This window comes from Methanoculleus sediminis (assembly GCF_001017125.1).
GTDB lineage: Archaea > Halobacteriota > Methanomicrobia > Methanomicrobiales > Methanoculleaceae > Methanoculleus > Methanoculleus sediminis.
Map to the genome: position 1 here is coordinate 125,217 of NZ_JXOJ01000008.1, position 19,687 is coordinate 144,903.

Here is a 19,687-nt window from a genome sequence, read left to right on the forward strand (position 1 = left end):
ATGAGCCGCGGACCAATCCCCTGGCCCAATCATCAATTTACAGGGCCGGCGGTGCTCAAACGCGACCTTAATCGATCGTTCCATACACCAGATGGATTGTGTTTTGGATATATAATTGTATCTTTTGGTAACATCTTTGGTAGTAACTTTTGGGCTTAAAATTGGGCCGATAAAGATTGGCGGTACATAATCATTAAATATAAGTTAGCGATATAGATTACTTCGATAGCGAAAATACAGGGGTTAAGGATGAGGATTCGCGAGTTTGATGAAAAAATCCTGTCAGAACTTGAGCAGGCCGGGTATATCCGCAGGAAGGACCTCCTTGAGGTTCTGAAAGCGAAGTATGCAAAAGAGAAAGGGTTTAGCACCACTTCGCTCAATCGAAGGATTGGCGAGCTAATCAGCGCTGGCAAAATCGGGGTTATCGAACCAGCGGAGTTTGCAGAGTATGGCATCTCTGACGAGGATAAACGTGCGAAGTACCTCATATCAGGCCCTTATGCCGATAAGAAAAGAGTTGTCGACGGCCTAATAGCCAAGTCTTCAACAGGCGATCAATTCGAGAAGCGCCTCGCACTCAAGGAAATCAAGCGTAACTTGGCTGAGTACTCCTTAAACCCCGTCCAGTTATCCCGCCTGTCGACGTGTTTGGGTGCTGATGAGGATACAGATAAACTGGTTATTGAAATCCTGCACGAAGCCCTCCTTAAACAGAGATCATGCATTGGTGAGGAGGAACGGGCATCATTAATCGGAGACGTAAGCCAAGCACTTGGTGCATATACCCTCCCTCCGGTCAATACAAGTAAAAATCTCTTGTTGGAGATACTAGGGTTTTTTTCCGATGAGTTCATGGTAGAGATGCTGAAAGTGGATCTTGAAAGAGTTGAAGGCGAAAAGGAGTTGTTATCTAAAGAGGACGACGAAGTTCGGAAAAAGACGTGGATAAAGACCGTCTATCATTCAAAATACCTCATCCATGCGTTTGAAGAGAATATAGACAGCCTCCTCGAGCAGATGTGGAAATACAATGAGATGGGGAAAAAGGAAGGACACCAGGACGAGCGTAAAATTGCGTTAATCATTGATGACCTTCTCGATTACATAGCCGAAAACAGAGATAAGGCTGTCTACTATGAGAAGATGTGTGGAGCCCGGAAATGAAGTTCATGCTGCTCAACGGGCATGGGATCCGCATGAATATCGACGGTGCAAAGCTCCATGTCCGGGATGGGAAGTTCTCCACAAAAGAGGAGCCTGCATCCTATGTTTTCGCACCGAAGAAGATCGATGTTGACTCAATCGCCATCTATGGGCAGAGCGGGACCATCTCCATCCCTGCTATACGCTGGTTGGTCAAGCAGGGTGTGCAGGTGTCGGTGCTCAACTGGGACGGGAAGTTGCTCACCACGATGCTCCCGCCTGAGAGCGTCCAGGTGAAGACAAAGTTTGACCAGTACCGTGCCTACGAGAATATAGGGCTCAGGATACAGATTGCCCGGAAACTGATCGAAGCTAAGTTCGCGCGGACACGGCTTGTTCTCGACTACCTGGGACAGAGATACACGAACATTGGTACGGATATTGAACGGGATGCTTCCAAGCTCAGTGACACAAATACGATCCGGGAAGTAATGGGTGTTGAGGGGGCAGTTGCACAGTTATATTGGAGTGAATTTCAGAAGATTATCCCGGATAAGTATGAGTTTGACGGGCGGAACATCGGCAAGACGGGCCGCCCGATGGGAGCCGTAGACCACGTGAACTGCATGCTAAACTACGGATATTCATTGCTGGAAGCGGAGTGCCTGCGAGCCATCAACAGCACTGGCTTGGACGCACACGTTGGCTTCCTCCACGAGATGCAGGCCGGGAAATATAGCCTCGCCTATGACCTGCAGGAGCCGTTCCGGTTCTTGGTGGATCTCGCCGTGATCACCCTCATAGAAAGTGAGGCTATGGCGAAAGGCGACTTTGTCCGGACCGAGAACTATAACCTCCGTCTCCGACCTGCTGGCGCACGCAAAGTCACCGAAGAGGTCAACCGGTGGTTCAACAAGGTAGTGGAGTATCAGGGGAAGGAAACCGTGTGGAGTTATGTCATCTTCCTCAAGACCAGGGAACTTGCACATTATCTCACCGAGAAGAAGCGGAAACTTGACTTTGCATCACCCTCCTACGAGATCGACCGGCAGGACTCCGATGAGATGCGCCGGAAGATACTTGCGATCCCATACGCCGAGTGGAAGAAGATGGGGTTCTCCAAGGGGACGCTGTTTTACCTGAAGAAGAACGCGCGGGACGGGAAGCCGTTCACGATGAACAAGCATGTGCGGGAGCGGCTGGAGCAATGGGAATGTTATGAAGATTTACCACTTGGATCTCCCGTATAACTGTTATAGGTCTGACCCCCCTTTTTAAGTGATTGCTTAATGTATCCTACCTATCCCCTCCAGGCCACGTGGATGTAAGTTTTGGGTGCACTGGAAGGAACCTGACGTGCCAAAATATCAACCCCATCGAGATCAGTATGGAGGGTCGAGATTACTTCACGGAGGTAGGTTTGCACGGGACGGATACAACACCTCCCACAGATGCATTCCATTACTATAGGCCATCTCTCATAGAAGCCACAAAATAAAATAACCGCGTTTAATGAGGAAATAAAATCCATAAATATTAAATGTCTGTCAACCAATTTCGTATAAGTGCTCCATGTCTGTATCAGTTGCTGAGTACCTAGGTCAACGAACCGACGTCGAAACCCCGATTATTCAACCTGTAGAGCCAGGGTCTGAACCGCCATGTCCATTTATGGGGACATATTGTCCCAAAGTAAAAAAAAAGCAGGCACCAGTCTGTTCTGTCAGAAAATCCGATGGCACGTTGTGGATTGTCTGCCCCGATAGGCTCTGCTCTACTAAAAAGAATATCCCTAAGACACAGCAACCGCTCCCCCTTTCGAATTATCAAAAAGAAATTTTACACAGTGTTGCGAAAACGCTTTATGGAGACAGCGTCCCCCCTTCTGAAATATATTATAAGCGTGAAGAAAAGATTGAAGTGATCGACGGCACTGACTACCGGGCTGATTTTATTATGTTTAGAAAGCATGGAGTATGCTTTGATCCCCGTAGGGCAGTCGTAGAAATGCAAGGAGGCGGGGAAACCTCTCAGACTAAAAATCTAACCAATCATGTCAAGGCGTTTGAGCGAAATCCAGAACGTACAAACCAAATGTTGGCCCAAATTGTCGATGGTGTTGGAACAATTGAAACAAATGCATGGCGCCGACAGCAGGAGCAATTTATCGTCAAAGGGAACATTGCCCAGCAGACAGGTGGGCAGATGGTCTTCTGCATGGGGTCTCTTTTATACGACTATCTCTGGAAGCGAATCAGCGACGCAAAGTTAAACAACCTACGGGATTTTAACTGGACGCTAGCGCTCATTGCGTTTGTTGAAGATACATCACAAGAGCCACAACCAGGGCCTATACCCATAAAAATCGATGAGGACCGCTTGCTCTTTACAAATTACCATACATTCGTCCAAGCGCTCATCAATCAAGGTGGACCATCCGCTACTCTGTTTAGGGGTGAATTCTTTTGCTTAGATGGAGACAGAATTAACCTGAGCCAGCAAGCATTAGGCGAAAATAGATGCTGTTTGAATTTTAAGAGGTTTTAATCCCTTATTTTGGATAATAGTGACTATCTACATTTAAGATCCGTCGTCCGATCCACTCAATAACATGCACATTCACTGCATTACCTATTGCTCGGTGCCGGTTTCCGTCCATCCCCGGGGGAACCCCTGTAATTGCTCGCATTCCAAAGGGGTCAGCCGTCGAACAAACAGCATCTGCTCCCCCTCTTGAATCGAGTGTATATGTTTCCCCGTCATTTCTGTACCCTTTGGCTTGCGGTCCAGCTGTATGCTTTCTTCCAATTGCGGCATGCTGGATAGCATAGAGATCTGTTTCTCTATTGCGCTTTTGAGTTCCTCTGGCAAGGGCTTCCCACTTGCCAAGGCCCGCTCGAGGAGCGATTGTAGTTGCTCCCGGTTCAAAAAGTACCTCGGCGGACACGAGAGAGCCAAGACTTCCGACAACATAGACTCTTCGCCGTCTCTGTGGTGTTCCAAAGTATTTTGCATCCAGTACTCGCCACGATATGCCATACCCGAGTTCATCCAGCGCTTGGATGAGTGCTTGGAAATCCTTTCCACTGTTACTGTTAAGAATTCCGGGAACATTCTCAATAATAATCCAGCGAGGTCTTCTTGCTGATATGAGTTCTGCAAATTGGAAGAATAATCCACTTCGATCACCTTTAAGCCCTTTTCGCTTCCCCTGGTTAGCGAGAGAAAGATCTTGACATGGAAACCCTCCACACCAAAGATCCGCATCTGGTATTTCGCTGGCCTTTACATCTTTAATATCGCTTACAAGCGGCACATTAGGCCAATGCTTTTTCAGGACGCGCTGGCAAAATGGGTTTATTTCACATTGGAAGACTATCTTCATGCCAATATTCTCAAACCCGAGATCGAACCCACCAATACCGCTGAAAAACGACGCTACTTTCATTTTACCACTGGCTTTTGTGCATTCTCACTTTCTTTGAGATCTAACAAGGATTTCAATGCGCTGATTAATCTGTCTTCATGTTTTACGTCACACTCCCAAATAACAATTACTTTCCATCCGTCAGATTCTAGCATTCTCTGATTTTCTTTGTCACGGGCGATATTTTTCTCAATTTTTGGAATCCAATAATCTGTGTTTGATTTTGGTTTGCGAAGTCCGCTTCCGATTTTGCATGAATGCCCATGCCAAAAACAGCCATGTACAAAGATAACAGTCCGATATTTTGGTAAAACGATATCCGGCTTACCTGGGAGGTCTTTCTGATGTACCCTGTACCGAAAGCCATGAGAATACAGAAACCTTCGGACAACTAATTCAGGAGATGTATTTTTAGCCTTAATCTTACTCATTATTTGACTGCGTTTTTCCTTGGGGAAGATATCAGGCATTACTATATCCGTAGGCGTAGCACCTAATTAATTTAAGGAGGGGCGAATATTGGTGGGTACGCTCAACTGTATGCCCAGTTCCCATCACAGACCTTTTACTCGTGCAACTCACTGCCGCTCGCTTCCCGGAATCAAATAGATGGTACCCCTAACTACCTACGGATAGAATCCTCCACTAGATACCAATGCTCGTTCGTTCTGGTGGGTGCACGTCACTACTACACCATACGTGCCGATGAAAAGTCAGTAAACCACTTGACCCCACCTCCCGCGCGAGGTGGTCACTCCTCCCAAACCCTTCAGAAGAGCATGCCCCACCATCGTCCTGTCAGGGGGCCACTTCATCCACCACCGTGATCATGCCACAGGTGACAGATGTCAAATTTTTTTTGAATAGCTATAACCCTGTTCCGGAATGCGAGGGGTGGGATTCGAACCCACGGACCCCTTCGGGACCGGATCTTAAGTCCGGCGCCGTTGGCCGGGCTTGGCTACCCTCGCTCGAAAAGTGCCATTACCTATTCTCCACCGCATGTATTAAGTCCGACGCCCGCATGCCGCCGGCGAAAACCCGGATCCGGCAGCCGTTCTCCAGGGCGACTCCCGGGGCCAAAGGTATTTGAGGACGGGGCCGAAGATTGGAGGCTGCATGGAGAGAGACCGTAACCCGGACAGTCCCGAAGTGCCCTACTGGCACGTCCGGACCGACGAGAACGGCGTGAGCCGGCAGGACCGCTGCCGGATGAGCGACTTTCAGTTCGCAAGCGTATCGAGCGGTGCCGCACCGTCGTGGATCGGGAGGCCCGGCGACCCGGCTCGCCGCGTCGTCGTCCTCGTCCTCCCCGCGGGCTGGGTCGGCGAGTGGCATGAGAACCCGGAGCCGCAGTGGATCGTGCCCCTGTCGGGGCGCTGGTTCGTCGAGACCATGGACGGCACCCGCGTGGAGATGGGGCCGGGGGAACTCTCGTTCGGGAACGACCAGAACACCCGGCCTGACCATCGGGGGCGCAGGGGACACCGTTCCGGAACCGTAGGTGACCAGCCCGCGGTGCTGATGCTCGTCCAGGTGGAGCGCGGGCCCGACCCCGGCCGGCCGTGCCTGGAGGGATAGCAAGACCTGATCGTGGAGGCATAGACCCAACTCCTGAACTCCGCGGCTCGAAGCCTACGGCTTCTCAAACTCCTTCCCCAAAGGGAAGTCGTTCTTCGCGTAAGTTAGTAGGTGCAGATAGCAATATAATCTCACGCGAAGCCGCGAAGGACGCGAAGATCGGCTTATCCGAGAGGGGACCCCCCTTCGCGGCTTCGCGCTCTTCGCGTGAGATGACGATTTATGAGCGATGGTACGGCCTCATGCGAAGTGCGACGGACGGAACGTCCGGGGCATGAGCACCGTTAAGTACGAAGACACGAAGGGAATGCGAACCCGGGGAGAAACCGATGACTCGAACCAGGATCAATCTCGCGGCGCTCTCGCTCGCGGTTGCAGGCGCCTGCTTCTTCGCGTATCCCGCGATCCGGCCGTACACCGATGAAGCGTCCCTCGCCGGCGCCGGGGCGTTCGCCTCCCCCGCCTGGACCCTCTCGCACACGCTCGCCATGGTCGGGTTCATCCTGCTCGTGCTCGGGCTGCTCGGCCTCTACGGCCGCCTCCGGGAGACAGAGGCCGAACCCCGGGCCGTCGCGGCGCTCGTCCTGACCTGGGCCGGCGTCGGGCTGGTTCTCCCCTACTACGGGGCCGAGACGTTCGCGCTCGCCGCCGTGGGCCGGGAAGCACTCCAGCAGAACAGCGTCGACCTCCTCCTCGCGCTCACGGACGCGATCCGGTTCGGGGAAGGCGTCTGGCTCTTCGGTGCGGGCCTCCTCGCCCTTGCGGCAGGCAGCATCCTCTTTGCAGCCGCGATCCGGCGCTCGGGCATCCTCCCCCGGTGGAGCGGCATCCCGCTCGCGCTCGGCTTCGCGCTCTTCCTCCCGCAGTTCTTCACGCCGCCGGCGGTCCGGATCGCCCACGGGCTGCTCGTCATGATCGGGTGCTGGCTCGTGGCGTGGAGCATGACGAAACGCCGGTAGCCGGCTTCACGCCAGCCGTCGCACCACCCTCGCCAGCCGGTGCATCCCCTCGACGATCTCCTCCTCACCCGCCGCCGAGAAGTTCAGCCGGATCGTGTCCTCCCCGCCGCCGCCGACGTAGAACGGCACCCCGGGAAGGACCGCGACGCCTTCTCTGACACCCTCACGGAAGACCTCCATCGACGAGACGCCGTCCGGCAGGGCCGCCGTCATGAACATCCCGCCCTCGGGATTGGTGTGGGTCACCTGCGGCATCAGGTCGTCGAGGAGTTCGCACATCAGCCGGCAGTGCTCGCCGTAGACCGCAGAGACCCGGGCGACGTGGGCGTCGAGATCGTGGGTCGATAGATAGCGGTGCAGGATCACCTGGCAGAGGAAGTTCGAGTGGAGATCGGCCGCCTGCTTCGCGACGTTGAACTGCCGGAGAACCGGCGCCGGCGCGTATATCCAGCCGATCCGCATCCCGGGTGCGACGATCTTCGAAAACGACCCAGATATCACCGTCTGTTCAGGGAGGTGGCGCTTCACCGGCGGACGCGGCTTCCCGTCGAAGAATAACTCTCCAAAAGCGTCGTCCTCGTAGAATACCGTATCCGTCCCCTCGAGGATCTCCGCAACGGCACGCCGCTTCCCTTCCGAGTAGGTTCTCCCCGAAGGGTTCTGCGAGTTCGGGATGCCGTAGAAGAACTTCGGCGCGCGACCGCGGATGAGCGACTCGAACGCCGCGAGATCCGGCCCGTCCTCCTCCAGGGGAACCGAATAGAAGTCGGGCTCGTAGAGGGAGAAGGCCTCGATCGCCCCGAGGTAGCCCGGCCGCTCCATCCCGACGGCGTCGCCGGGGTCGAGGAAGATCTTCCCGACGAGGTCCAGGCACTGCTGGGAGCCGTTCACGATCTGGATCTCCTCGGGGGCCGCCGGGAGGCCGAGCCTTCTCCGGTAACGGTCGGCGATGAACTCCCGGAGCGGCAGGTAGCCGTCCGTCGTCGTGTACTGCAGCGCCGTCCGCCCCTCTTCGGCGAAGACCTCGCGGGCCGCCTCCCGGATTCCCTCGACGTCGATGTATGCCGAACCCGGCAGCCCTCCTGCAAACGATATCACCCCGGGAACGCCCGAGACCCGGAAGAGTTCTTCGAGGAACGACTCCGGGACCCGCCCCATCCGGGAAGAAAACCGGTATTCCATATAACCAGTATTGAGCGTCTCAAAAGAAAAATGCCGGGTATCTTACTGCAGCATGATGTAGGCAACGACCGAGAGCAGGAACGCGAGCACCAGGATCATGAAACTCAGCGGGGCGATGAACGCAAGCATCGCGTTCACGGTGCTCGCGAGCTGCGAGACCCGCTGCGACCCGAAGACCGTGATCCCCTCGCACGAGGCCGTCGCCGCCCCCACGCGGGCCCCCGAGAGGTCGGCGAGCGCTTCGCGGACCGCCTGCTCGATGTAGGGGACGATCTCCCCCGGCGGCACCGCGTAGCCGACCGGGTTCTTCCCGCTGATCGTGTTCACCGTGTGCGTGTCGGTCGTCATGATCTCCGCCTCGTCGACGTGGGCGAGAGCCACCGCCCGCAACTGCTCCCGGACGCCCCGGGCCACATTGTTCCCGTCGATCAGGACGTAGGCCGCCCGAACACCCTCGACCTCCGTCACCAGCGCCTGCACCCCGAGCGACCCGAACCCCTGCTCGCGGGTGAACGGGACCCGGACGTGGGAGACCCCGATCGCGAACGGCTCCGTCGGGAGGTCCCGTGCGACCCGGAATCCCTCGCGTGCGGCGGCGACATACTCCGTCGCGATCCGCGTCGCCGGGAGGACCGGGGAGCCCACGCTGGTCATGCAGTTGTGAGCGTCCACGAACGCGACCTCCGAGAAGGCGCACCTCCCCTCGGCCATGATAGCCATCCCGATCGAGTAGTCGAGATCCTCCGTCCGCTCCGGCGACCGGGTGCTCACCATCAGGAGGGCGTCCCCGAACCGCTGGCAGAGGATCGAGACCGAGCCCGATACGACCCTGACGGGCCGGCTCGCGGTGTCGGAGTAGGCAAGCCCCTCCCGGGACGCCTCCACGGCGCGGGCGATCTTTTCAATCTCGCTCTCCGAGACCAGGTTGAAGTCGTGGGTGGCGCAGCCGTGAGCGACCAGCGTCTCCTCGGGAAACGTATCGTGGAGTATCCGGGGGAGGTTGCCGCCGCCGACGTCGCCCATCGGGCCGGGGTGGACGTTCGGAACGGTGAAGAGGACGTCTTTTCCGGAGTTGCGGGAGAAGAAGAGCGAGATCTGGGGCACATAGACCTCCTCCCCGATCTCGCGGAAGAAGTCCTCCATGTTCTTCGAGCCGTCGGTCAGGTGGGCGATGAAGGTGTTGAGGAAGTTGAGCCCGCTGATCTGGAACGCCCGTTTCAGCGGCCGCTCGATCAGCCAGATCAGGAAGACGAAGACCATCCCGAAGACCGCCTGGAGGAGGAGGGCGTAGGGAACGAATCCGGGGGTGAAGAACCAGGCCCCGACCGCTATGGCGGCCGCGCTCTGGGTAAACGCGGGAAGAGCCATCCGGCTGACCCGGTAGTCGGCCACGGCCGCGAGGACCAGCAGCCGGAGGCCGAGGGCCAGGCCGAGCGCGATCGCATAGAGCGTGGGGAAGAGCGCACGGCCAAAGACGAGAGCCGGCGAAAGGCTCAGGATCACCGTAAGGACCGTGCAGGCCAGGGCTAGGAGAGCCGACCGGTTCCACGTGATATGCCGGCCGAAGATCCCCACGAGCGGCACCGTCAGCAGGAAGGCGAGCAGTGCCGGAACCGAAAACCCGAGGGTGCCGATCAGGAAGAACTCGGTTCCGGGCCGGTAGGTAGCTATGTCGATGATGAGCCCGAGCACCACGATGATCGCGAGCGACCGCGGCCAGGACGGGGCGGAGAAGATGTACCGGGTGAGCCGCTCGACACGGACGTCGGGGCCGGATTCCATCAGGCGCCTCCGGGTGCTCTCGGGCCGGACACGGCAGCCGGCATAACAATGCCGGCTATCAGCGCTGTATTCCCCATAATTCAGACAATAATTTCGCCGGGCTCGTCAAAGACCTTCCGGTACCGCCCAAGCATCCGCTCCCAGTCGGGGAGGTTCGTCTGGGTGCCCGGCCGCTCGACGACGAAGGACGAGACCACCGCACCGACGCGGCAGCAGTCGAGCGGGGCGTAGCCCTTCCGGAACGCCGTGAGGAACCCGGCACGGTAGCCGTCGCCGGCGCCGGTGGGGTCGACGGCCTCCACGCTGACGGCCGGGACGTGATACTCCTCGCCGTCCATGCAGAGGAGGCTTCCCTCCGCCCCCCGGGTCGTGACCGTCATCGGGATCGACGCGACGAGTGCGGAGCGCTCCAGCCCCAGCATATCGCACATCCGGTCCATCTCGTGATTGTTCGAGAAGAGAATATCGACGTTCGCGAGGATGATCTCAAGTTGATCCCGCGTGTAGCGGAGGAGATCCTGCCCCGGGTCGAAGGAGGCGAATTTGCTCTTCTCGGCCACCCGGACGTTGAAGTCGGGGTCGGCCGTCGCCATATGGACGAAGTCGAGAGCGGGAGCCTCCGCACGGGAGAACGCGGTCGACGCGCCCCACTCGAAGAAGGTCTCCTGGTCGCCGTCGTCGTCCGTGAAGACGTACGCGGTCGCGGTCCGGGCATCCTTCACCTGGGTGAAGTCCTGCACGATCTCAAGATCGTGCAGCCACCGATCGTAGTCGCTGCCCGGGAAGTCGCCCCCGACCGCGGAGACCAGCCGGCACCGCTCGCCGAGCACCGCAATCCCGGCCGCGATGTTCGCCGCCCCGCCGCCGAAGTAGACCTCGTGACCGGTGATGTAGGTCGAGTTGTGCCGTCCGGGGAGTTTCGGCACCCGGAAGAGATGGTCGATGGCGGTATGCCCGACGACGGAGATCATAACTCCTGCACTTCCTGGACCTTCAGCGGCACGTCGTGAAGTGCTTTCCCGACGACCGACTTCGCTATCCTGGCCGCGTGCTCTTCGGACTCCGCACGGAAGACCTTCATCTGCAGCACGAGCCCGACGAGGGCGGTGCCGGCGACCACGAGAGCGGTGTTCAACTCCCCTTCGCAGAAGGGGCAGGCGATCATCCCCGCCTCGATCTCCACGAACTTCGCCGAAGGGTTGAGCCGCTTTCCGGCCTCGCTGATCGCGATGCTCACGGCGTCGTCCATAGACTTGACGTCTTTAATTATCCACGCTGATTCAAGCGTAACCAAATAATCCGGCATATTCTCTCCGAAAATGTTAATCCTACCAGGTCTCGCGGTGCAGGTGCTCCTCGATGGGCATCCGCTCCATGGGCTCGAGCGGCGGCGTCCCCTTCCCGACCGCGAGAAGCGCGACGGGACGGAGGTGCTGCGGGAGGCCGAGAACCTCGCGAACCTCGTCTTCCTCGAACGCCCCCGTCCAGCACGAGTGGAGGCTGCGGGCGTGGGCGGCAAGCATCATGTAGGTGCAGGCGATCGTGGCGTCCTCGAGCGCGTAGAGGATCCCCCGCTCCCCGTAGTGCGACATCGACCGGACATAGTTCGCGCAGACCACGAAGACCGCCGGGGCCTCCCGGACGTGCACCTGCTCGAGGGCCGCCGACGCGAGTTCCAGCCTGACATCGTCGTCGGTGACGACGACGACGTCCCAGCCTTCGCGGTTGCCGGCGCTCGGCGCCGCACTCGCGCAGGCGAGGATGTAATCGATATCCTCTTCTTCGAGCGGCTCCCCGGAGTATTCCCGGACCGACGACCGTGCTCTCACGAAACGGAGGAAATCAGAGGAGTTCATGCTCTTTGAGCGTTTCCCATGCGGCCTGGGCTGCGGTCGTGGCGGCGCTGACGGCCCTGCTCATCCGCTCCGACGCGGCGCCCAGTTCCATGCTTTCTGTCAGGCTGATCGCCTCGTTGAGGTGATCGATCGCCTTCTTAAACTCGGAAAGTTCCGTATCGCCATACGCGAACTCGAGTTCCGAGCGGATCGATTCGAGCACCATCACAAGCATCCGTTTTCCGCCGGGCTTCTCCTGGAGCGGAAACTGGATCAGGGCTGTCGTCAGCTGCGACCCCACAATCAGCTCGGATTTCGCCCGTTCGGCAAACTGATAGGTCCTGATGGCGGTTTTGAGATCCATACCACATACTGGAACTCTCAAGTATAAAAAGTATTGAAGGAGAAGAGGGGGACGGTTTATCTCGATTTCTGCTTGGTCCCGAGAGCCGAAACCTTCGGGCGGCGTATGCCCCGGCGTACCCGCACGTCCACCGTCGGGCCGCTTGCTCCCCTGCCCCGGCCGCCGCGACCGCCGCGACCGCCGCGTCCGCCGCGGCGCTGGTCCTGCCCTTCCCTGCTCTCCCGCTTCTGGATAGCCGCCGCAGGCTTGAACCGCTGGTTCGGGCCGGGTTTCTTCACTTCGCCTTCACTTGCAGGGACGAGTCGAATCTGCCCCTTGACGCCCTTGACCTGGGCCCACTGAACACTGCCTGTCTTTCCCATGATAAAACTCCTTTATATTTATGCACTGATCCGGTGATAAAAGTAACCCGGCCGGGACGGGCCCGGGCCGGGGATCAGGAGAGTAACCGCTGAAGCTCGCGCCGGAGAGTCTCGCTGATGACCTTCCCGTCGACGCTCCCGCGGAGCTCCTGCATGACGACGCCCATCAGGGGGCCGAGCGCGCCCATACCCTTCTCCCGGGCGAACGCCTCGCGCTCGGCAACGATACGGCGCACGATCTCCTCCACGTCCGCCTGCGAGACGGCGGGCCCCATGGCCTCGATCGCCGCGTCCACCCGTTCTCCGGGTGCACCGGCGCTTCCGGCGGTCCGCGCGAGTTCGGTGAGAAGGTCGGGGATCGCCTCTTTTGCGGCACGCCCGGCCTCGACGGCCGAGAGGAGAGCTAGGATTTCCTCCTCGGTCACCCGGCCGACGCCGACGCCGCCGCGGGCAAGCTCCCGGCAGGTGCCGAGCAGCGTCCGCGCAGCAAGGGTGGGGCGGACGCCGGCGGCGACCGCCTTCTCGAAGAGCGCCAATCGCTCGGAGAACGCCACCTGCCGCGCCAGCCCTTCGTCGAGCCCGAACTCCCGGACGAACCGTTCGGCCCGGTCGGTGAGAAGTTCGGGGATCTTGATGCTCTCCCAGAGTTCCTCGCCGATCGCGACCTCGAAGACGTCGGTCTCGGGGTACATCCGGGCGGCTCCCGGGAGCGGGCGCATGTAGGCCGTGCTCCCTTCTTCGAGCATCTTCCGGGTCTCCTCGGGAACGCCCGAGAGGGCCATCTCCGCGCGGATCATCACCTGCTCGGCGGCACACCCGGCACGCTCTCTCCCGGCCGCGACGATGACGACGCAGTCCTCCTCCGCGGCGCCGACGAACTCGCGCAGGTGCGCCACCTCTTCTGCGGTGACGCCGTAGGCGGGGAGCTCGTCGGTATGGAAGATCCCGCCGACGCCGCACTTCTTCGCGTAGTCCGACATCTCGCTCCCGAGACGCCTGCCGGGCTGGATCTCTTTGCCGACGAGGCCCGCGAACCCGCAGAGCCGGACCGCGAGGACGGCTTTCGCCTTCTTCAGGATCGAGGATTTCGTCCCGGCAAAGAGGGCGGTGACGTCGACGACGGTATGGTCGACCCGGGCGTTCCGTGCCCGGAGTTCACCCCGGATGGCGAGGAGATTTGTCTGCCGCTCCACCTCGCGGCGCACCACCTCGGCGATCAGGTCGAGGTCCTGGACGCCCTTGATCTCCACCCGGGCACCGTCGGCGATGGAGACGTTGATGTCCTGCCGGATCGTCCCGAGCCCGCGCTTCACCCGGCCGGTCGAACGGAGCACCATCCCGATATGCGCCGCGACCTCCTGGACGGCCTCGGGGGTGTGCATGCAGGGGGCGGTGGTGATCTCGACGAGCGGGATCCCCAGGCGGTCGAGGGAGAAGGTCTCGTCCTCCACCCGCTGCGCCGCCTCCTCCTCCAGGCAGATCGTCTCGACCCGGCAGCCGCCGGGAAGGGCGCCGGAGAGCGCGACGAGCGCCGTCCGCTGGAACCCGCTGGTGTTCGAACCGTCGATGACGAGTTTCCGCATCGTGTGCACCTGCTCGACCGGGGTCATCTCGAGCATCTTTGCTATCGTGAGACAGACCTCGAGCGCCTCGGGGTTCATCGGGGCCGGGGGCTCCTCGTCGTGTTCCACCAGGCAAACCGTGTCGTAGGTGTAGTAGCAGAACTTCCGGACAAGTTTCATCTCCTCACGCGCCGCCCGGTCGATCTCCCCGAGCTCGCTCTCCGTCGCCCGGAGGTAACGGTGAAACTCCCCGGTCCGCTCCGCGGTCTCCCGGAGGCAGGTCGGGCACCGGCAGAAGAGCTTCTCGGTGGTGTCGAGCTGCTGGTGGATCTCGATACCGGCCTTGAGACCGAGTTTCTTGTAATCCGTCATAGGATCGACCTCCGCCGGATCTCACCGGCAAGATCGGTCTGCATCAGTGTCCTCGCCCGTTCGGGGTCGGGTTCGTTCCCGAGCACCCACATCTGTTTGACGAGCGCCGCTTCGGGGAGCATATCCTCGCCCTCGACGACGCCGGCGGAGAGAAGGTCTCTACCCGTGTTGTAGACCCGGTCGCAGACCCGGCCGTGCAGGCACTGCGACGTCATGACGACCATCGTCCCGTCCTCGATCATCTCCTGGAGTTTCGGGATCCACGCAGTCGCCACGTGCCCGAGCCCCGTCCCCGATATGACCAGGCCGGCGTAGCCCTCGAAAGCGTCGAGGACGCTAGAAGGCATCCCCGGGTAGAAGTGGAGGAGGGCGCAGCGCTCCTCGAGGTTGTCGTGGAGTTCCGGCTCTTCGGTCCCCCGCCGGACCGCCTCGTCCGAGAGGGTGACGGAGAGCGAGGGGTAGTCGACGTAGCCGAGCGGTTCCATCCCCATGCTCTGGAAGGCGTCGCGCCGGGAGGTGTGCATCTTTCTGACTCTCGTCGCCCTGTGGACGGCGCACCGGTCGTCGTTCGTCGTCGCGTGCATCACCACCGTCACCTCGCCGAGATCGCCGGTGGCGACGGCGGCGCTGCAGAGAGCGTTCATGGCGTTGTCGGAACTCGGGCGGTCGGCGGACCGCTGCGACCCGACGAAGACGACCGGCACCGGCGTCTTGAGCATGAACCGGATCGCCGCGGCCGAGTAGGCCATCGTATCGGTGCCGTGGGTGACAATCACCCCGGAAACACCGGCCCGGATCTCGTCGTAGATCGCCCGGGCAAGTTCCCGCCAGAGCGCCGGCTGCATGTTCTCGGAGAGAATGCTTGCAATCTGCCGGTCGCGGTAGCGGGCGATGTCCCCGAGTTCCGGGATCGCCCGCAGGATATCGCTCGCCGAGAACTGGCTCATCACCGCGCCGGTCCGGTAGTCCACCCTGCTCGCGATCGTCCCGCCGGTGGAGATGATGGCAAGATCGGGGAGGTCGGAGTTCTGGACGACGACTCCCGCGCATGCCGGCGGCTGCCGGGCCGGGCGCTCGACGAACTCGATCTTCTCAAGCGACGTTCCGATGTTGTAGCCGCTCTCCAGTTTGACGACGGCCATACCGTCCCGTTCGGCGATGTAGGTGCCGGTGAGCGCGGTTCCGCCGTTTGCGTACCGCACCAGATCACCGGTCTCGAGTCTCTCCATTATGCTGCAAACCTCCGTGCTTCAAGGATAAGGTCTTCGAATGCGCTCGATAGTGCTGAATCCGTCTCCTCCGCCCACGCCGCGTCGCGGGCGAGGAGTTCTCTCTGCTCCGAGATCTGCGCCGCGACCGCCGCGGGCGCCGGACCGCCGACGATCTTCCTGACCGCGACGGCATGGCGGGGGTCGAGGACGGCGTCGATCTTCTCCTGGGTCAGCCCCAGATCCACGACCGAGAGATCGGCCGCTTCACGGGCGGCGGCCTCGAGTATCGCGAGGTCGAGCGACCCGTGCCTGACCGCCCGCCCGACGATCCGGTGGGCGGTGCGGAAGGCAAGTCCGTACTCCCGGACGAGGACGTCGGCGAGCTCCGTCGCGGTGGAGAACCCTTTCCCCGCCTCGGCGGCCATCCGCTCCGTTTCGAAGGCCGCAGACCCGAGCATCCCGGACAAGAGGGGGATGCTCTGCCTCGCGGCCTCCACGCCCCGCCAGAGGTGCGGGGTCAGTTCCTGGAGGTCACGGTTGTAACTCATGGGAAGGCCCTTCACGATCGTGATCGCCGCTGTAAGCGAGCCTGCGGCCGACCCCGCCTTCGCCCGCATGATCTCCGCGACGTCCGGGTTCTTCTTCTGGGGCATGATCGAGGAGGAGGAGCAGTAGGCGTCGTCGAGCCGGACGAACCCGACGAACGAGGTGCTCCAGAGGACGAGCTCCTCGCAGAGCCGGCTCGCCGTCGCCATGCAGATGGAGGCATCGGCAAGCACCTCGATCGCGAAGTCCCGTGCTGCGACCGCGTCCATGCTATTTCCCGCCGGCCGGGCGAACCCGAGGAGCCGGGCGGTGTAGGCGCGGTCGAGGGGGAAGCCGGTCGAGGCGAACGCCGCCGAACCGAGCGGGGATACATCCACCCGGGCATACGCCTCCCGCAGCCGGGCCGTATCGCGGGAGAAGGCCTGCTCGTAGGCGAGGAGATAGTGGGCCAGCGTCGTGGGCTGGGCGTGCTGGAGATGGGTGAAGCCCGGCATCACCGTCCCCGTATGGCCGGCGGCGACGTCGAGCAGGGTCGCCCTGAGATCGGCGAGCGACCGCACGAGTGCGAGGATCTCCTCTTTTAACCGAATCCTGATGCAGGTCGCGACCTCGTCGTTCCGCGACCGGCCCATGTGGAGGCGGCCGCCGAAGTCCTCGCCCACCCGGTCGATGAGGTAGGCCTCCTTGCCCGCGTGGACGTCCTCGAACCGCTCGTCGAACGCCTCCTCCGGGAGGCCGTTGTCGTAGAGATCGAGGAGCGCCGCCATCAGCGCACGTGCCGGGGCCTCGTCGATGATCTCCTGCCGCGAGAGGCCGAGGAGGTGCGCCATATCCACGAGAAGGTCCGCCCTTGCAATCCAGCGGTCGGCGTCCATCGATGCAAGAAAGTGCTCGAGATCGCCCGACCGCTCGCCGGCAAGACGGCCCTGCCGAATCTGATCCGAACGCATTATATCAACAGTCCTGTCTGTACCGTTTGACCGGGGGAGAGATTAAAACAACGCCCGGGAGATGGGGGGGTCAGCGATCGGTGGCGCCGCAGTCTTGTGCAAAGCAGTGGTGCATTGCTGACGGCATAGTCTCACGCGAAGAACGCGAAGCCGCGAAGGACAATTTTGGCCCGGAGCGTGAGAAAGCGCTTCACGTTTTCAAACTGCGGCTTCATCGCAGGATGCGGCACTCTGTAGGAGCGGAGCTTGAGCACCAATAGTGCAGAAGGCTTTGTTCTAGCCACCTACCGAATTTCGCGTTCTTCGCGGCTTCGCGTGAGGTAACGATGCTGGACAGCCGTATCTCCCAAAGATGCATGTACCCCCAACCGTCTCCACTCCGCACCCGATCACCCTCATAAGAACAAAATCGAAGCGAAAATATCTACTAAAGTATAACAATCCCTCCTATTTTCGACAATACTATATACTGATACCATGAAGACTACACATCCACATACGGATGGAGAGACCTATGAAATCACTGACCGCAATTCTTCTGGCCGTGGCCCTCGTCGCGGCGTTCACGTTCGTAAGCGGGTGCACCGGCACCGGGACCGGCGATGTAACGCAGCTCCGGATCGGCTACCAGCCGAGCACCCACCAGGTTTCCCACACCACCGCGATGGAGAAAGGGTGGTGGCAGGAAGACCTCGAACCGCTCGGCATCACGCAGGTGACCGACTACGAGTTCGGCACCGGCGCTCCCGAGATGCAGGCGATGCTTGCCGGCGACCTGGATATCGCCTTCGTCGGCGCCGCCCCGTTCGTCGCGGCCGTGAGCAGCGGGCTTGACGCCAAGATCGTTGCCGCGGTGCAGACTCAAGGATCCGACCTGGTGCTCAGAACCGAGGTTCCGTACTCGACCCCCGCCGACCTCGTCGGCAAGAAGATCGCCACCTTCCCGCCGGGAACAATCCAGGACACCATCCTCAGAACCTGGCTGCAGGAGAACGGCGTCGACCCCGCAAGCGTCGAGATCATCGCCATGGATCCCGGCGCCGCCACCACCGCCATCTCGGCGGGCCAGGTCGACGGCGTCTTCCTGCCCCACCCGTCCCCGGCCATCATCGCGGCGGAGGGCACGGGAAGAACCGTGGTTAAATCGGGCGAGATGATGAAAGATCACGCGTGCTGCGTCATGGTTGCAAGCGGCTCCCTGATCCGCGACCACCCCGAGATCGTCGAACAGGTCGTGAAGACGCACGTCAGGGCGACGGAGTACAACCTCGAACACCCAGACGAGGCCGCATCCATCTATGCCGGGAAGACCGGACAGAACGTCGAGACCGTGAAGGCATCCTTCAGGGACTGGGACGGCACCTGGACCGCCGACCCGCACGTCATCACGACGTCGGTCGTCGAGTACACCGAGCTCCAGTACGAACTCGGCTACATCAGCAACCCCCTCACGGAAGACGATCTCTTCGACTTCTCGTTCTACGATAAGGCCCGGGCATAACCCGGGAACCTTACCCGTTTCCCTCCCCAAAAGTATCTTTTATGGGCGTGCCGATGAAATACTGGAGAATCGCCCGGGGTGAACCGGGCCTCATCCTGCTTCGGCAACAACCAGGCAACGGAATGAAGACATGAACAGACAGACACAGAAACGACTCCTCGGCATCGCAGCACTCGTCGTCGCTGCTGCGCTCTGGCAGATCGTCGCCGAATACGTGGTGGGACGATCCTTCATCCTCCCGAGCGTCACCGACGTCGCCGGCGCATTCGTAAACCTCCTCGAGTCCGGCACCCTCGTTGCCGACATCGTAGTAAGTTTGGAGCATTTCGGAATAGGACTCCTCGCAGCGCTCCTTCTCGGCGTCCCCATAGGGATCCTCATGGGATGGTTCCGGGTCGCGGACTTCCTGCTCGACCCGATCATCGAGATCCTCCGCCCCATACCGCCGCTCGCCTGGATCCCGTTCGCCATCATCTGGTTCGGGCTCACCACCCAGGCGGCCGGCTTCGTCATCTTCGTAGGGGCGTTCTTCCCGATCCTGACCGCGACCTACGCCGCGTTCCGGTCCGTCCCGAAGGTCTTCGTCGAGGCGGGCAAGGTGCTCGGGTGCGACACGTCGCTCGAGTTGATCCGCCACGTCGCCCTTCCCGCCGCCGTCCCGGCGATAGCATCCGGCATCAGGATCGCCATGGGCGTCGGGTGGATGTGTCTCGTGGCCGCCGAGATGTTCGGCGTCTCCCGGTCGGGGCTCGGCTACCAGCTCTGGCATAACTACTACCTCCACCAGATGCCCAACGTCGTTGTCTACATGCTGATCCTCGGGTTTGCAGGTCTCATCATCGACCGCATCTTCCGGAACTACGTCGACCAGAGGCTCCTGCGGTGGCATGCAGGGGAGGTGGCCTAG

General features: G+C 60.4%; 19 protein-coding genes and 1 tRNA gene. 7 read left to right on the forward strand and 13 right to left on the reverse strand.

Annotation, left to right across the window (positions count from 1 at the left end; all coding sequences use genetic code 11):
• The first annotated feature begins 249 nt into the window (after positions 1-249).
• The 3 genes from SZ63_RS11765 (at position 250) to SZ63_RS11775 (ending at position 3,693) form a co-directional block, all read left to right on the forward strand.
• Positions 250-1,167, forward strand: coding sequence for a hypothetical protein (locus tag SZ63_RS11765; protein WP_048185619.1), 918 nt, complete (start codon positions 250-252; stop codon positions 1,165-1,167).
• Positions 1,164-2,396 (forward strand): CRISPR-associated endonuclease Cas1, encoded by a 1,233-nt coding sequence (gene cas1, locus SZ63_RS11770; protein WP_048185621.1) that lies wholly within the window; start codon positions 1,164-1,166, stop codon positions 2,394-2,396. The genes SZ63_RS11765 and cas1 overlap by 4 nt, the downstream gene beginning before the upstream one ends.
• Positions 2,397-2,718: 322 nt before the next feature.
• Positions 2,719-3,693: a NotI family restriction endonuclease gene (locus SZ63_RS11775; protein WP_048185623.1), complete on the forward strand. Its 975-nt coding sequence runs from the start codon at positions 2,719-2,721 to the stop codon at positions 3,691-3,693.
• 4 nt (positions 3,694-3,697) lie between these two features.
• On the opposite strand, the gene SZ63_RS12810 is transcribed toward SZ63_RS11775, so the two are convergent.
• From SZ63_RS12810 to SZ63_RS11785, 3 genes are all read right to left on the reverse strand, one after another.
• Entirely contained in the window at positions 3,698-4,594 is an 897-nt protein-coding gene (locus tag SZ63_RS12810; RefSeq protein WP_082122780.1) for a DNA cytosine methyltransferase, read from the reverse strand.
• Positions 4,591-5,043: a very short patch repair endonuclease gene (locus tag SZ63_RS12815; RefSeq protein ID WP_082122781.1), complete on the reverse strand. Its 453-nt coding sequence runs from the start codon at positions 5,041-5,043 to the stop codon at positions 4,591-4,593. The genes SZ63_RS12810 and SZ63_RS12815 overlap by 4 nt, the downstream gene beginning before the upstream one ends.
• 416 nt (positions 5,044-5,459) lie before the next feature.
• A tRNA-Leu gene (locus SZ63_RS11785) sits at positions 5,460-5,544 on the reverse strand.
• 148 nt (positions 5,545-5,692) lie between these two features.
• Between SZ63_RS11785 and SZ63_RS11790 the strand changes: the two genes are divergently transcribed.
• Together SZ63_RS11790 and SZ63_RS11795 are read left to right on the forward strand one after the other, a co-directional pair.
• Complete coding sequence (locus SZ63_RS11790; RefSeq protein WP_048185626.1) at positions 5,693-6,154, forward strand: cupin domain-containing protein; 462 nt, start codon at positions 5,693-5,695, stop codon at positions 6,152-6,154.
• Positions 6,155-6,483: 329 nt separating this feature from the next.
• A complete protein-coding gene (locus SZ63_RS11795; protein WP_052959153.1) occupies positions 6,484-7,113 on the forward strand; it encodes a hypothetical protein in 630 nt (209 codons plus the stop codon).
• A gap of 6 nt (positions 7,114-7,119) precedes the next feature.
• On the opposite strand, the gene SZ63_RS11800 is transcribed toward SZ63_RS11795, so the two are convergent.
• The 10 genes from SZ63_RS11800 to argH all read right to left on the reverse strand — a co-directional run bounded on the left by SZ63_RS11800 (position 7,120) and on the right by argH (position 17,279).
• Entirely contained in the window at positions 7,120-8,295 is a 1,176-nt protein-coding gene (locus tag SZ63_RS11800; protein ID WP_048185631.1) for an aminotransferase-like domain-containing protein, read from the reverse strand.
• Between the two features lie 42 nt (positions 8,296-8,337).
• Positions 8,338-10,077 carry a DUF2070 family protein gene (locus SZ63_RS11805; protein WP_048185633.1) on the reverse strand — a complete coding sequence of 580 codons (1,740 nt, stop codon included), beginning with the start codon at positions 10,075-10,077 and terminating at the stop codon, positions 8,338-8,340.
• An 80-nt stretch (positions 10,078-10,157) separates the two neighbouring features.
• Entirely contained in the window at positions 10,158-11,048 is an 891-nt protein-coding gene (locus tag SZ63_RS11810; RefSeq protein ID WP_048185636.1) for a carbohydrate kinase family protein, read from the reverse strand.
• Positions 11,045-11,383, reverse strand: coding sequence for a DUF555 domain-containing protein (locus SZ63_RS11815; RefSeq protein ID WP_048185638.1), 339 nt, complete (start codon positions 11,381-11,383; stop codon positions 11,045-11,047). The genes SZ63_RS11810 and SZ63_RS11815 overlap by 4 nt, the downstream gene beginning before the upstream one ends.
• 22 nt (positions 11,384-11,405) lie before the next feature.
• The gene (locus tag SZ63_RS11820) at positions 11,406-11,933 is read right to left on the reverse strand and encodes a nitroreductase family protein (protein WP_048185640.1); all 528 of its coding nucleotides are present in this window, start codon (positions 11,931-11,933) and stop codon (positions 11,406-11,408) included.
• Positions 11,920-12,276 carry a hypothetical protein gene (locus tag SZ63_RS11825; protein WP_048185641.1) on the reverse strand — a complete coding sequence of 119 codons (357 nt, stop codon included), beginning with the start codon at positions 12,274-12,276 and terminating at the stop codon, positions 11,920-11,922. Before SZ63_RS11825 ends, SZ63_RS11820 begins: the two co-directional genes overlap by 14 nt.
• 56 nt (positions 12,277-12,332) lie before the next feature.
• Complete coding sequence (locus SZ63_RS11830; protein WP_048185643.1) at positions 12,333-12,638, reverse strand: DUF5350 domain-containing protein; 306 nt, start codon at positions 12,636-12,638, stop codon at positions 12,333-12,335.
• A 74-nt stretch (positions 12,639-12,712) separates the two neighbouring features.
• Positions 12,713-14,572, reverse strand: coding sequence for a Glu-tRNA(Gln) amidotransferase subunit GatE (gene gatE / locus SZ63_RS11835; RefSeq protein WP_048185645.1), 1,860 nt, complete (start codon positions 14,570-14,572; stop codon positions 12,713-12,715).
• The gene (gatD, locus tag SZ63_RS11840) at positions 14,569-15,801 is read right to left on the reverse strand and encodes a Glu-tRNA(Gln) amidotransferase subunit GatD (protein WP_048185647.1); all 1,233 of its coding nucleotides are present in this window, start codon (positions 15,799-15,801) and stop codon (positions 14,569-14,571) included. The genes gatE and gatD overlap by 4 nt, the downstream gene beginning before the upstream one ends.
• Complete coding sequence (gene argH / locus SZ63_RS11845) at positions 15,801-17,279, reverse strand: argininosuccinate lyase (protein WP_048185649.1); 1,479 nt, start codon at positions 17,277-17,279, stop codon at positions 15,801-15,803. The genes gatD and argH overlap by 1 nt, the downstream gene beginning before the upstream one ends.
• A 514-nt stretch (positions 17,280-17,793) precedes the next feature.
• Between argH and SZ63_RS11850 the strand changes: the two genes are divergently transcribed.
• Together SZ63_RS11850 and SZ63_RS11855 are read left to right on the forward strand one after the other, a co-directional pair.
• Positions 17,794-18,780: an ABC transporter substrate-binding protein gene (locus tag SZ63_RS11850; RefSeq protein ID WP_048185650.1), complete on the forward strand. Its 987-nt coding sequence runs from the start codon at positions 17,794-17,796 to the stop codon at positions 18,778-18,780.
• Between the two features lie 130 nt (positions 18,781-18,910).
• Complete coding sequence (locus SZ63_RS11855) at positions 18,911-19,687, forward strand: ABC transporter permease (RefSeq protein ID WP_048185653.1); 777 nt, start codon at positions 18,911-18,913, stop codon at positions 19,685-19,687.

Coding starts and splice junctions, on each gene's coding strand:
- SZ63_RS11765 (WP_048185619.1), top strand. CDS start 250: ATGAGGATTCGCGAGTTTGATGAAAAAATCCTGTCAGAACTTGAGCAG.
- cas1 (WP_048185621.1), top strand. CDS start 1,164: ATGAAGTTCATGCTGCTCAACGGGCATGGGATCCGCATGAATATCGAC.
- SZ63_RS11775 (WP_048185623.1), top strand. CDS start 2,719: ATGTCTGTATCAGTTGCTGAGTACCTAGGTCAACGAACCGACGTCGAA.
- SZ63_RS12810 (WP_082122780.1), bottom strand. CDS start 4,594: ATGAAAGTAGCGTCGTTTTTCAGCGGTATTGGTGGGTTCGATCTCGGG.
- SZ63_RS12815 (WP_082122781.1), bottom strand. CDS start 5,043: ATGCCTGATATCTTCCCCAAGGAAAAACGCAGTCAAATAATGAGTAAG.
- SZ63_RS11790 (WP_048185626.1), top strand. CDS start 5,693: ATGGAGAGAGACCGTAACCCGGACAGTCCCGAAGTGCCCTACTGGCAC.
- SZ63_RS11795 (WP_052959153.1), top strand. CDS start 6,484: ATGACTCGAACCAGGATCAATCTCGCGGCGCTCTCGCTCGCGGTTGCA.
- SZ63_RS11800 (WP_048185631.1), bottom strand. CDS start 8,295: ATGGAATACCGGTTTTCTTCCCGGATGGGGCGGGTCCCGGAGTCGTTC.
- SZ63_RS11805 (WP_048185633.1), bottom strand. CDS start 10,077: ATGGAATCCGGCCCCGACGTCCGTGTCGAGCGGCTCACCCGGTACATC.
- SZ63_RS11810 (WP_048185636.1), bottom strand. CDS start 11,048: ATGATCTCCGTCGTCGGGCATACCGCCATCGACCATCTCTTCCGGGTG.
- SZ63_RS11815 (WP_048185638.1), bottom strand. CDS start 11,383: ATGCCGGATTATTTGGTTACGCTTGAATCAGCGTGGATAATTAAAGAC.
- SZ63_RS11820 (WP_048185640.1), bottom strand. CDS start 11,933: ATGAACTCCTCTGATTTCCTCCGTTTCGTGAGAGCACGGTCGTCGGTC.
- SZ63_RS11825 (WP_048185641.1), bottom strand. CDS start 12,276: ATGGATCTCAAAACCGCCATCAGGACCTATCAGTTTGCCGAACGGGCG.
- SZ63_RS11830 (WP_048185643.1), bottom strand. CDS start 12,638: ATGGGAAAGACAGGCAGTGTTCAGTGGGCCCAGGTCAAGGGCGTCAAG.
- gatE (WP_048185645.1), bottom strand. CDS start 14,572: ATGACGGATTACAAGAAACTCGGTCTCAAGGCCGGTATCGAGATCCAC.
- gatD (WP_048185647.1), bottom strand. CDS start 15,801: ATGGAGAGACTCGAGACCGGTGATCTGGTGCGGTACGCAAACGGCGGA.
- argH (WP_048185649.1), bottom strand. CDS start 17,279: ATGCGTTCGGATCAGATTCGGCAGGGCCGTCTTGCCGGCGAGCGGTCG.
- SZ63_RS11850 (WP_048185650.1), top strand. CDS start 17,794: ATGAAATCACTGACCGCAATTCTTCTGGCCGTGGCCCTCGTCGCGGCG.
- SZ63_RS11855 (WP_048185653.1), top strand. CDS start 18,911: ATGAACAGACAGACACAGAAACGACTCCTCGGCATCGCAGCACTCGTC.